Origin of the sequence: Natronolimnohabitans innermongolicus JCM 12255 (assembly GCF_000337215.1) — an archaeon.
GTDB classification, from domain to species: Archaea; Halobacteriota; Halobacteria; order Halobacteriales; family Natrialbaceae; genus Natronolimnohabitans; species Natronolimnohabitans innermongolicus.
The window spans coordinates 1-12312 of record NZ_AOHZ01000082.1 but is presented as its reverse complement, the minus strand read 5'-3'; the positions used below and the strand labels follow the sequence as shown (position 1 = coordinate 12312).

The 12312-nt window shown below is 66.6% G+C and carries 10 protein-coding genes; 6 read left to right on the top strand and 4 right to left on the bottom strand.

Annotation, left to right across the window (positions count from 1 at the left end):
- Positions 1–2 precede the first annotated feature (2 nt).
- From C493_RS17270 to C493_RS17260, 3 genes are read left to right on the top strand one after another with little or no spacing between them, the layout of a single operon-like run.
- Positions 3–1154, top strand: a complete 1152-nt coding sequence (locus C493_RS17270; RefSeq protein ID WP_007260775.1) for an ABC transporter ATP-binding protein — start codon at positions 3–5, stop codon at positions 1152–1154.
- Positions 1151–2029: an ABC transporter permease gene (locus C493_RS17265; protein ID WP_007260774.1), complete on the top strand. Its 879-nt coding sequence runs from the start codon at positions 1151–1153 to the stop codon at positions 2027–2029. The genes C493_RS17270 and C493_RS17265 overlap by 4 nt, the downstream gene beginning before the upstream one ends.
- The gene (locus C493_RS17260; protein WP_007260773.1) at positions 2022–2825 is read left to right on the top strand and encodes an ABC transporter permease; all 804 of its coding nucleotides are present in this window, start codon (positions 2022–2024) and stop codon (positions 2823–2825) included. The genes C493_RS17265 and C493_RS17260 overlap by 8 nt, the downstream gene beginning before the upstream one ends.
- Positions 2826–2895: 70 nt before the next feature.
- Here C493_RS17260 and C493_RS17255 read toward each other — a convergent pair whose 3' ends face one another.
- Together C493_RS17255 and C493_RS17250 are read right to left on the bottom strand one after the other, a co-directional pair.
- Positions 2896–3852: an EamA family transporter gene (locus C493_RS17255; RefSeq protein ID WP_007260772.1), complete on the bottom strand. Its 957-nt coding sequence runs from the start codon at positions 3850–3852 to the stop codon at positions 2896–2898.
- Between the two features lie 842 nt (positions 3853–4694).
- Entirely contained in the window at positions 4695–6629 is a 1935-nt protein-coding gene (locus C493_RS17250; protein ID WP_007260771.1) for a beta-CASP ribonuclease aCPSF1, read from the bottom strand.
- A 335-nt stretch (positions 6630–6964) separates the two neighbouring features.
- On the opposite strand from C493_RS17250, the gene C493_RS17245 reads away from it, so the two are divergent.
- Positions 6965–7447: a hypothetical protein gene (locus C493_RS17245; protein WP_007260770.1), complete on the top strand. Its 483-nt coding sequence runs from the start codon at positions 6965–6967 to the stop codon at positions 7445–7447.
- On the opposite strand, the gene C493_RS17240 is transcribed toward C493_RS17245, so the two are convergent.
- The gene (locus tag C493_RS17240) at positions 7444–8106 is read right to left on the bottom strand and encodes a hypothetical protein (protein WP_007260769.1); all 663 of its coding nucleotides are present in this window, start codon (positions 8104–8106) and stop codon (positions 7444–7446) included. The genes C493_RS17245 and C493_RS17240 overlap by 4 nt on opposite strands.
- A 184-nt stretch (positions 8107–8290) precedes the next feature.
- On the opposite strand from C493_RS17240, the gene nucS reads away from it, so the two are divergent.
- Positions 8291–9091 carry an endonuclease NucS gene (gene nucS / locus C493_RS17235; protein WP_007260768.1) on the top strand — a complete coding sequence of 267 codons (801 nt, stop codon included), beginning with the start codon at positions 8291–8293 and terminating at the stop codon, positions 9089–9091.
- A 104-nt stretch (positions 9092–9195) separates the two neighbouring features.
- Positions 9196–9648, top strand: coding sequence for a DoxX family membrane protein (locus C493_RS17230; protein WP_007260767.1), 453 nt, complete (start codon positions 9196–9198; stop codon positions 9646–9648).
- Positions 9649–9721: 73 nt separating this feature from the next.
- Here C493_RS17230 and mutS read toward each other — a convergent pair whose 3' ends face one another.
- Complete coding sequence (gene mutS, locus C493_RS17225) at positions 9722–12310, bottom strand: DNA mismatch repair protein MutS (RefSeq protein ID WP_007260766.1); 2589 nt, start codon at positions 12308–12310, stop codon at positions 9722–9724.
- Positions 12311–12312: the final 2 nt, after the last annotated feature.

The following is a 12312-nucleotide window of genomic DNA, read 5'->3' as shown; positions in this document are numbered from 1 at the left end:
TTATGTCCGACATCACGCTACAGGGACTCGAGAAGCGATACGGTGAGACCACCGCAGTCGAAGACGTCTCGGTCGAGATCGACGACGGCGAACTGCTCTGTCTGCTCGGGCCGAGCGGCAGCGGCAAGTCCACGACGCTGCGGATGCTCGCCGGCCTCGAGACGCCCACCGAGGGCGCGATCCGACTCGACGGCGAGGACGTCACCGACCAGCCGGCCTACGACCGGAACACGTCGACGGTGTTTCAGGACTGGGCGCTGTTCCCGCACAAGACGGTGCTCGAAAACGTCGCCTTCGGGCTCAAGATGCGCGACGTACCGACGGACGAGCGCCGAGAGCGCGCGCAGGCGATGCTCGAGCGCGTCCAGATGGGCGGCTACGGCGACGAGGATCCGACGACGCTGAGCGGCGGCCAGAAACAGCGGGTCGCGCTCGCGCGGTCGCTCGCCGTCAACCCGGACGTCTTGCTCTTAGACGAGCCGCTGTCGAACCTCGACAAGCGGCTTCGGGAAGACATGCAGATCGAACTCCGCGAGATCCACGACGACCTCGAGGAGACGTTCGTCCACGTCACCCACGACCAGGACGAGGCGTTCACGCTCGCCGACCGCATCGGCATCATGAACGAGGGCGAACTGATTCAGGTCGGCGACCCCGACGAGGTATACGAAAATCCGAAGAACCGCTTCATCGAGGGCTTCCTCGGCGACACCAACTTCGTCGACGCGACGGTCGCGCGAACGAACGGGGAGGCGGTCTACGTCGAGACGGAACTCGGCGCCGAGTTGATCCTTCCGAGCGACGGCGCCCACGGCCTCGAGTCCGGCGACGAGCTAACGCTCTCGTTGCGACCGGAGATCCTCTCGATCGACCGGGGGGAGCCGGACGCGGCGGCGACCGCCACCGCCGACCAGCGCGCGGTCACCGACGGCAGCACGACCAACGCCGTCGCGGGAACGGTCGCGAACGTGATCTACCGCGGCTCGACCGTTCGCTACTCCGTGTCGATCGACGGCGCGTCGGTGTTCGCCGAGCGAACGGACGCGAGTTCGGGATCGCTGTCGGCCGGCGACGACGTGACCCTCGAGTGGGACGGCGAAGATGTCCTCGCGTTTCGCGCGGACGGGAGCCGCGTATCGCTTCGTGAGCCATGACGGAGGCGACGTCCACCTCGGCGTCAGCGCTCCCGAACCCGATCAGTGCCGTCCGGTCGCGGCTGGCGACCCAGTCGGGGTCGCGTCGGGCGCTGTTGCTCATGGCGCCGCTGATCGCGTTCGAGCTCCTGATCTTCGTGATCCCGTTTGCCATCCTGTTGCGGATCAGCTTCGCCGCTCCATCGAGCGACGGCGTCTACCACGAGGGAACGTGGTCGCTTGAAGCCTACCAGCAGGTCTTCGCCAGCGACCTGATCTGGAGCGTCCTCGGCTACTCGTTTTTCCTCGGCGTCGTCGTGACGGTGCTTTCCGTCGCGATCGGGCTGTTCTACGCGTACGCGATCTGGCGCTCGAGCGGGGTCGTCAAGTCGCTCCTGCTGTTCTCGGTCGTCCTGCCGTTGCTGACGACGCTCGTCATCCGGACCTACGCGTTCGATCCGTTGCTGGTTCCCGCCGGGCTCGTTCCCGGGACCGCCGGCGTCGTCGTCGCGCAGCTGTACATCGTCCTTCCGTACGCCGTGCTCGCGATCTACAGCGTCATGGCGACGACAGACTGGCACGTCGTCGAGGCCGCCCGCGACCTCGGGGCGAGTCGCCCGCGGTCGGTCCTCGAGGTCGTCGTCCCGCAGGTGATGCCGGGAATCATCGTCGCGGCGGTCGTCTCGTTCGCCTGGAGTGTCGGCGCCTACGCGGCGCCCGAACTGCTCTCGAACAGTATCACGTTCGCCATCTACGTCGAGGGACTGATGCTCTCGGACATGAGTTACCCCACCGCAGCCGCGCTGTCGGTCGTCATGCTCGGCCTGATGTCGGGCTGTATCGCCGCGATCTTCGGCGTCCTCAACCGATTCGGAGGTGACTTCGAACTTGCATAGAGAAACCGTCGAAACCGTCGCGTTCCGCGCCGGCTATCTGGCGCTGTTCGCGCTCATGGTCGTGCCGTTGTTAGTCGTCATCGCAACCTCGTTCTCGGACGGGGCTCGAATCGCGTTCCCGCCCGAGAACCTCTCGCTGACCTGGTACGTCGAGTTCTTCGATAGCATCCGCTGGCTCGAGGCGTTCACGAGCAGCATTATCGTCGGCGTCGGTACCGCCGCGCTCGCGACGTTGCTCGGCGTGCTCGGCGCGTTCGGCCAGGAGTTCGACGACAGTTCGCTCGGCAGCGTCGTGGCGCCGCTGGTACTCATCCCGCTGTTGATTCCGCCGGTCATCCTCGGAATCACGCTGTTGATGTACTTCAACGAGGGCGGATTGCGGGGCTCGTACGTGAGCATCATCCTCGCACACACCCTGTGGGCGACGCCGCTGGTCTACTTCGTGATGCGATCGGTGTTCAGCCGCTTCGACTGGCAACAGCTAGACGCCGCCCACGACCTCGGTGCGGGTCCCGTCCAGTCGTTCGTCCACGTCGTACTCCCGAACGTGAAACACGGCGTCTTCGTCGGCGCACTGCTCGCCTTTATCATCAGCCTCCAGGAGTTCGTGATGGCGCTGTTCCTCTCGACGTCCACCACGCAGACGATTCCCGTTCTGGCCTGGACCGAACTCCGACAGGCGATGGACCCGATGGTGAGCGTCGTCTCGACGTTCCTCATTCTCATCTCCCTCGGCGCGCTCGCACTCGCCGTGATCGCGACGAACCTCGAGTGGGTCTCGAAACAGCTGTCCTGACTCGAGTGTCTCCCGCCGTTTCCGTCGTTTTCGATCGCTACACGGTTCGAGAAGCTGGTGTGCGCACCCGTCAGTAGCTGAACTGGATCAACACGCAGCCGGCGAGGATGATCACCGACGCAGACGCTTTCTGTGCCAGCGTGAACGGATCGAACTGCTCCGTCAGCAGCGCCGGCGCGAGCTTCGACAGCGTCAGCGCGCCGACGAAGACCAGCAGCACGTCGAGTTTGGTGATCGCCGTCGCCAGCGAGACGGGGCCGTGCTCGAGCGCCCGCAGGAACGTAAAGAGCGCAACGGCGTTCAACAGGCCGCCGACGATCAGCAGCCGTTCGCCGCTCGTCAACTGACGCAGAGACGGCGGGCCGACCGAAGCGTCGCCGGTCCGAATCCGAAACGGCGCGATCGCGACGACGGAAAGGAGACCGCCGAGGCTGATCCAGAACAGCAGTTCGACCGTCCCGAAGCTGTCCGTCAGCGCCTTCATCCCCGTATTTAGTGCCGCGAAGGCGACGGCGGCGGCCATCGCGACGGCGACCGTCGGCAGCCCCAGCCGCTCGAGCAACGCGCCGTCGCCGCGCTCGTAGGCGATGAACAGCGCGCCGAAGACGACCAGCCCGACGCCGGCGTAGACCCCCGGCGGGAACGCCTCGCCGAGTAGTAAGTAGCCAAGCACGAGGACGAAGATCGTCTCGAGCGCCAGCGCCGGGACGAACCGGGAGACGTCGCCGTTGACCAGCCCCCAGTAGTACACGCCGTAGGCGACCGTCGAGACGACGCCGATGGCGAGCGCCGTCGCGGTCGGCGCCGACCAGAGAACCGACGTGACGCCGCGGTCACCGCCCGTGAGCGCCGGCCACTCCAGTGCGGCGCCCCCGACGACGTACACCGCGTAGAAGGGCACGCAGCTGTAGACCGTCAGCGCGATCGGATCGTCGATCTCGGTGCCGCTGACGACCTTCGAAAGGAGAGCGATGCCGGCGTAGACGACCGCGGTCAGGAGCGCGTAGCCGAACCAGAGCGACGTCACGACGCGCTCACCCGGCGTCGCCGACGAATCGTCGGCGGGCAGTGTTCGACGACGGCGGTCGCTCGAGCACGTAACTGCAACTCGTCGCGTACCATTCGTTCGAACCGTGCGACTCGAGGCGGAAACGCGTGTCGCTGCGCGGCGGAGCCGACGGCGATGAACGCTCGCTTGCGAGCGCAAGACCGGCACAAGCGGCTGAAGCGCCACGTCAAACGGCGTGGCAGACCCGACAGACACCAGCAGATACCGTACGTCGAGCCATGAACGAGCGTATTCTGGTCCCGCTCACCGACTCGGAACCCGCATGAAACGCCCTCGGGCCGACGTACTTGAGCGCGAACGTGACAGTCGCACAGACCGCGCTGAGGACGACGAAGAGGCCGATAGCATACCGCTGTGACTTCCCACGTGGCCGTCTCGAGGGTGCGCCGTTCGTTCGCGGCGCGCCCTCGAGTCACGGGGAAGGGCAGGCTGTCCGCGCGGCGCGCAGACTCGCGCGCCGCGCTGCGGTAGCGCCTGGCGTCCTGGCGAACGCAGTGAGCCAGGGCTCGGAAGTCCCAGCCCGCACAGCGCAGCGAGCAGGACCGCCTTCCGGTGGGCTGAAAGGGCGAGCGGTGCGGGGTCGCGAAGCGACCTCGAGGTGGAGCCGCGTGGAGCAACGCTCCACGGACCGTTCGAGCGGGCAGCGAGGCGGTGGAACCCCCTCGAACGAGCGGCTCCGCCGTCTCGCCGCCCGCGAGAAGACGGCGAAGCCGCGAAACGAGCCCGCCAAGTCGTGCTGAGAGAACTCAAAACCGTGGAGCGATTTTTCCTTCTCGAAAACGCGACGCGTTTTCGGAGAGTTACAGGAAGCGGAAGGTCTCGAGGTTCTTCGGCGCGAACGTCCGCATATCGAACTCGTGGTAGAGCGCGGAGGAGAGGTCCTGCGTGGAGCGTTCGTCGCCGTGGACACAGAGGACCTTCTCGGGGCGCGGGTTCATCGTGCGGACGAAGTTCTCGAGGCCGGCGCGGTCGGCGTGGCCGGAGAAGCCGTCGACGGTTTCGACGTCGACGTTGAGCTCTAAGGTGCCGCGGCCGCCGCCGTTGCCCATCGCGCCGACTTCGCTCGTCGGGATCTCGTCCCAGCCGGACTGGATGCGCCGGCCGAGGGTCCCCTGGGCCTGGTAGCCGACGAAGACCATCGTCGAGTCCGGATCGGGACCGATGTGGCTGAGCCAGGACATGATCGGACCGCCAGTGACCATCCCTGACGTCGAGAGGATGATGCAGGGTTCGCCGTCGGCGACGTCCTGGCGCTCCTCCTCGCCGCCGTCGATGTGGTTGAACTCCTCGGCGAGGAACGGGTTCTCGTCCTCGTGGAAGATCCGGTCGCGCAGGTCGTCACGGAGGTACTCGGGATAGGTGGTGTGAATCGCCGTCGCCTCCCAGATCATCCCGTCCAAGTGGACCGGCATCTCCGGAATGTCGCCGTTGCGCATCGCCTCTTCTAAGACGAGCATGATCTCCTGGGACCGACCGACCGCGAACGCCGGAATCAACACCTTCCCGCCCTTGTCGTAGGTCTCGTTGATGACCTCCTTTAGCTTCTCCTCGGAATCTTCCTGGTCGGTCTGGTAGTCGTTGCGACCGCCGTAGGTCGACTCGAGGACGAGCGTCTCGACGCGCGGGAAGTCGTTGACCGCGCCGTTGAACAGTCGCGTATCCTCGTAGTGAATGTCGCCGGAGAACGCGACGTTGTAGAGGCCGTCGCCGATGTGGAAGTGCGAGACGGCCGAGCCCAGAATGTGACCCGCGTTGTGGAAGGTGAGTTTGACGTCGGGGGCGATGTCGGTGACGTCGCCGTACTCGAGCGGGATGCAGTGTTTGATCGCCTCGCGGACCTGCTCGGAGTCGTAGGGGGGCGTGCGGCCTTCCTTGGCCGCGACGTCGAGGTAGTCGAGCGTCAGCAGCCCCATCAGGTCCCGCGTGGGCTCGGTACAGTAGATCGGGCCGTCGTAGCCGTACTTGAACAGGAGGGGTATCAGCGCGGAGTGGTCGAGGTGGGCGTGGGTGAGGACGACCGCGTCGATGGTCTGGGGACCCGCCCCGAGGGCTTCGGGCGCGTGGAGGTACGGCACCTCGCCCTCGGCGCCGGGCTTGTCGCCGCAGTCGACGAGAATTCGCGTCTCGGGCGTCGAGATGATAAAAGAGGCGCGCCCGACTTCGCGACAGCAGCCGAGCGTCGTGATGCGGACGTACTCGTCGTCGGACATCTCCTCGCGGTGGATCTGTCGGCCGACCTTCTCCAAGATGTCGCGGCGCTCGTCGCGCTCCTGTTTGAGGAAGCTCCGGACGTTCGAGACCGTCGAGGACTCGATCGGCGGCGTGCGGACGACTTCGGGCGTCCAGCCGACGCTCTTGGTAATCTCGCGGAGCGTCGACCCGTGGCGGCCGATAACCATGCCGGGTTTTTCGGCCTCGATGACGACCTCGCCGGTGTCGGCGTGGAAGTCCAGGTCCGTCACGCCCGCTTCCTCGGGGATGACGTTCATGATCTGCTCGCGGGCTTCGTCGGGCCGAGCGAGAACGCTCGGGTCGGGGCGGACGGTGATCCGCTTGCGAAGCTTGCTCGCGAGCTTTCGAATGAGGTCGCCCTGCTGGGCGAACTCCTTCGGATCGCGCGTGTAGACCACCACTTCGGGGCCTTCGTATTTCACCGAGGAGACCGAGATATCGCTCGGTAACTCGCTCGTGATCTCTGCTTTCAAGTCGTCGAGTTGCTGCTCTACAGTACTCATAGGTCGCCGATTGTGGCTTGCGTGTACTCGCCGCCGGGGTGCGTCCGTCTGGGACGGTAACTGGAGGGTCCAAAGGATGTCGACGTCGAATCGACGGCCGACGGAACTCGTCCGTCCCGACGATACCGGTTCGACGCGCCGTCTCGATGAGACGACGCAGTACGTCTCGTATCCCGGATCATCCTGTGTAACACCGTCTCGTGACGAATACGCTCCCAGGTCGGTCGTCCTGGTCTGCGGGAAGAGTCCAGGGAGAACCCGCTTATTCGAGGCTATTCTTTGCGGAGTATAAAAGCCTTCGCAAAAACCAGGGCCGCGCGGTCCGAACGGGAGGTATGGAGCTCACTCCCGAACGCGTCGCCACCGAGCGAAATTGGGTCGCTGACCGGTCCGAAACCGTCGTTCCGATCATCAACACCGTCCGCGACGACCTCGGCGAGATCTTCGACACCGACGTCGACCGCGTTACCGAAAGACAGTACGTCGCTGAAGTCGACGCCGTCTTCGCCGACGGCGATCTGGCCGTCAACGTCGCCGCGATGGTCGCGATCCTGCGCGAACTGGACGTCGAGGGCGATTATCCGGGCTTCGTCGTCGACGAAATTCTGGGCCGCGAACTGGCCGCGACGATCGGCGGCACGCAACCCCTGCGGACGCTCGGCGAGGCGACCTTCCACTACGCCGATCTGCAGGTCCACGGCGACGCCGACGAGAACGCTGGCGTCGACGACCTCGAGGCGGCGCTCGCGGCCGGCTTTCAGGAACGGCTCCCGGGCTGGGACTGGACCGAGCGCGAGAGTCCGTTCAGCGTCGACTAGTCGTCACTCGAGTCGTCGTCGGTACCGTCGTCGGCGTCTCCGTCCGTCTCATCGTCGTCCGCACCGTCGCCATCGTCGTCCGATCCGTTATTATCGTCCTCGTCCTCATCATCATCATCTCTCTCTTCGTCTCCGTCGTCCGGCTCGGGTTCGGGCTCAGGCTCGGGTTCGGCCTCCGGCGGCGCTTCCGCTCCTCCCTCGAGCGCGGCCGCGTACTCTTCGCCGGGCAGCAACGCGCTGACGTCGCCGTCGCGGAGCAACTCGACCAGCCGCTCGTCCGAGCCGGTGAGCAAGAACGCGCCCATCTCGCCCATCGCGGCTTCGACCGTGAGTTCGTCCGTCTCCGCCAGCCGGGATTCGAACTCGATCGAGCGCTCCAGAAACAGCTCGCTCTGGCGCTCGTACATCTCCATCTGGGCCGCTTGCTGGTCGAGTTCGCCCTCTTCGAGTTCGGTCTGGATCTCCTGTTGGAGTGCCGCCATCTCCTCGTCGGCCGGCTCGACCGCCGCGGTGATCCCCTCGGACGGATCGATATCGGGTTCCTCGTCGGCCTGGAGTTCGCCGTTATCGCCGAGGAGACCGGTACAGCCGGCCAGCGACGCGGTTGCGCCGGCACCGGCGAACTGAAGAACGCGGCGTCGAGTCGGATCGGACGTCATTGTGTCCGGCGTTCAGGGACGAACGTGGATAAAACCTCGTGACACGGTTGAGAAGGCGGTACACAGATCGAACAGGAGTCGAATATGTTCACAGTGCTGTACGATCAGGGCCAGCGGGCCGCGACGGTCGGACCGCCCGCGACGTTCGGGTCCCTTTTATTCGCCCGCAGACTACGTCGGAGCAGTGACCACCGGTACATCCCACTCCCAGTCCTCGAGAGCCGTTACCCTCGAGCACCCCGGCCTCGAATCGGCCTGCGAGGCGATCGTCGACGGCCTCGAGCGTGAGGCCCTTGTGACGGTCTTCGGGCGCTGTACCGTCGACTACGAGGGGCGGGCCTCGAGCACGCTCGAGGCGGGGGATCGCCACGTGATGCTCAAACCCGACGGCGCGGTGCTGGTCCACACCGACGAAGGCCAACAGCCGGTCAACTGGCAGCCGCCGGGCTGCGAGCACGACGCGTTCTGCGAGTCCGACGCGGAGGCGAACGCGGAGTCGGCCGACGAACCGGACGGCGACGTCGAGCCCCGGAGACTCGTCCTCGAGAGCGTTCGCTCGACGCCCGAGGAGCGCCTGCGAGTGCGGTTCGAGCGCGTGCTGCAGGTCTCGACGTTCTCCGGCACCGACGAGTCCGACCTCTCGCTGTCGGGCACCGAGGAGGACCTCCGCCAGCGGATCCTCGATGAGCCGGACCTGCTCGAGACGGGCTTTACGCCGCTGGCGACCGAGCGCGAGACGTCCGCGGGGGCCGTCGACGTCTACGGCGAGGACGCCGCGGGCCGGACCGTCGTCGTCGAACTCAAACGCCGCCGCGTCGGCCCGGACGCCGTGGGACAGTTGCGCCGGTACGTCGACGCGCTCGAGCGCGACCTCCACGCCGACGCCGACGTCCGCGGCATCCTCGTCGCGCCCTCCGTGACCGACCGCGCCGACCGCCTGCTCGTCGACCACGGTCTGGAGTTCGTCTCGCTCGAGCCAACGTAGTCGTACGCGCTGCACTTCTACCGCCGCGTATCGGCTCGGTCGTTCGGGACCCTGCAGTTGCCGTGGCGGATCCTAACCCGGATCGGTCCCGTAGTCGACGATAGATGAGTCTCCGTACACGAACGACGCAGCGACGGGACGACGGCACAGCGGCTGCCGGTGAATCGAAACTCGACGTGACCGAAACGCCGGCGTTTCGCTTTGGAACCGCCCTGTTCGGCGGGATCCTCGCGTTCAACGCACTCGAGAACCTGCGGAACCTCGAGGGGCGGATCGCCTACGCCGAGGCGAAGGGCGCGCCCGCGCCGAGCGTTTCGGTGCCCGCGATCAGCGGCGGACTGCTCGCCGGCGGGATCGGCCTCGTTCTCTGGCGGCTACCGGCCAGCGCCGCCGCGGCCATCGCGAGTTTCCTCATCGGCGTCACGCCGGTGATGCACGACTTCTGGAACGTCGACGACCCGGAGGAACGCCAGAACGAACTGATCCACTTCCTGAAGAATACCGCCCTGCTGGGGGCGGCGCTCGCGCTCCTGAAGGTCGGTCAACGGGACGACTGACCGGCCGCGGGTTGCGGAGTCGCGACGTTAAATGGTTCAAACGGTAGTCGGCGCTGTTTGCTTTCGGCTTCGATCAGTCCGCCTCCTCGAGCAACTGCTTTAGCCGATCGAGTTCCGTCAGGGCCTCGACGGGCGTGAGGTGCGCGAGGTCGAGCGACCGTAGTTCGGCGGCGATGTCGGTCGGAACGTCCCCGCCGTCGGCGGCAGCAGCGCTTGGCGCGTTGCGGGCGCGGGCGTGGTCGTGGTCGTGCTCGGTTTCGATGGACCGATGTCCGTCGGTCGCCTCGTCGGCTCCCTCGAGCGCCCGGTCCTCGTCGGCCGCCTCGGCGGCAAGTTCTCGAGAGCGCTCGACGACGTCGTCGGGTACCCCTGCGGCCGTCGCGACCTCGACGCCGTAGGAGCCGGTCGCCGCGCCGGGGGCGATCTCGTGGTGGAAGACCACTTCGCCGTCGACCTGCTCGACCTCGAAGTGGAGCGTGAACGCGGCCGCGAGGTCGTCTGCGATCTCGGTCAGGGGATGGTGGTGGGTCGCAAAGAGCGTCGTCGCGCCGACCTCATCGTGGACGTGCTCGGTGATGGCCTGCGCGATGGCGAGTCCGTCGGCGGTCGAGGTGCCGCGGCCGACCTCGTCGAGTAATACGAGCGATCGCTCGTCGGCCTCGCGCAGGATCGTCGCGAGCTCGTCCATCTCGACCATGAACGTCGAGCGACCGCCGGCGATGTCGTCGCTGGCGCCGACGCGGGTGAAGATTCGGTCGACGGGCGTCAGTCTGGCCGCGCGGGCGGGCACGAAGCTCCCGACCTGCGCGAGCAGGACGATCTGGGCGACCTGGCGCATGTACGTCGATTTCCCCGACATGTTCGGACCGGTGATAACCGCCAGCCGCCGGTCGTTCGCGAGCCGCGCGTCGTTCGGGACGAACGACTCCTGCGTGCGCTCGACGACGGGGTGGCGGCCGCCCTCGATCTCGATCTCGAGTCCCTCGCGGCCGCCTCCCGGTTCGCCTGCCGCGTTTCCGTCGGTCCCGTGCTCGAGGATCTCGGGCCGACAGTAGTCGTACTGCGCGGCGACGGTGGCGAGCGAGACGAGCGCGTCCAGGGTCGCGACCGCGTCGGCGAGAGCCTGGACGCGCTCGACGTCCTTGGCGATCTCGCGTCGGACTTCGCGGAACAGTTCGTACTCGCGTTCGTCCGCACGCTGCTTTGCACCGACGATCTCGTCTTCGCGCTCTTTCAACGCCGGCGTGACGAACCGCTCGGAGTTTTTCAGCGTCTGCCGGCGCTGGTAGTTCTCCGGGACCGCATCGAGGTTGGGGTTCGTCACCTCGATGTAGTAGCCGTGGACCGAGTTGTGGCCGACCTTCAGCGAGTCGACTCCGGTCCGTTCGCGCTCTCGCTGCTCGAGGTCGTCGATCCATTGCTCACCGTCGCGTGCGGTTCGTCGGAGTTCGTCGAGGTCGTCGTCGTACCCCTCGGCGATGATCCCACCCTCGGTGATCTCGATCGGTGGGTCGGTGACGATCGCGTCGTCGATCAGCTCGCGGACGTCAGCGAGCGGATCGAGTCGCTCGTGGAGTTCACACAGCCGGTCGCAGTCGGCGTCGGCGAGTTGCTCGCGGATATCAGGGACGACCGCCAGCGTGTCCCGCAGCGATCGCAGGTCTCGCGCGTTGGCGCGTTCGCGGGAGATCCGTCCGATCAGCCGCTCCAGATCGTAAACGTCCCGTAGCAGTTCGTGAAGTCGCTCTCGTTCCCGGACGCTTCGTTTCAGCTCCGCGACCGCGTCGTGGCGCGCCTCGATCCGGCTGGGATCGAGCAGCGGCCGGCGGAGCCAGTCCCTGAGTTTTCGGCCGCCGAGAGCGCTTGCCGTCTCGTCGAGGACGCCGACGAGCGTCGCCTCGTCACGGCCGTGGACCGACCGTGGCTCGAACAACTCGAGGCTCCGCAGGGCGACGGCGTCCAACAGCAGGTACTCGCGGGGGTCGTATCGGGTGAGTCGTGTGATGTACTCGAGACGTTCGGTCGGCCCCTCGAGGTCGACGCCGTCGTCCCCATCTCGGTCGCTCCCATCGCCGCGCTCGCCCTCGTGTTCGCCGCCACGGACGTACTCCGCGTAGGCGAGCAAGGCCCCACAGGCTCGGATTTCGGCATCGCTGGCGAGCAAGGTGTCGCGGTTTCGGAAGTACGCCGAGAGCTTCTCGCCGGCCCGCTCGCGATCGAACGCGCGGGCGTCGAACGGCGTGACCATACAGTCGTCGGGGACGGGATCGGTGGGCGCGTCGGGACCGACGACGGCCTCCGAGGGAGCGAAGCGACTCACTTCGTCCTCGATCGCCGATTCCGACGTCGAACTCGTCGCGAGGAAATCGCCGGTCGAGACGTCGAGTAGGGCAAGTCCCAGCGAGTCGCCGTTCCGGGCCAGCGCCGCGACGAAGTTGTTGTCGTCGCCGGCGAGCAGTTCGTCCTCGGTGAGCGTGCCGGGCGTGATCACCCGCGTGACCGCACGCTCGACGACGCCCGAGGTCTCGCCGGGCTCTTCGACCTGGTCGGCGACAGCAACCCGATAGCCGGCCTCGAGCAACTCTTCGATGTACGACTCGGCGTTGTCGATCGGAATCCCGGCCATCGGATACTCGCCGGTCGAATCCTCGCGGCTGGTCAGGG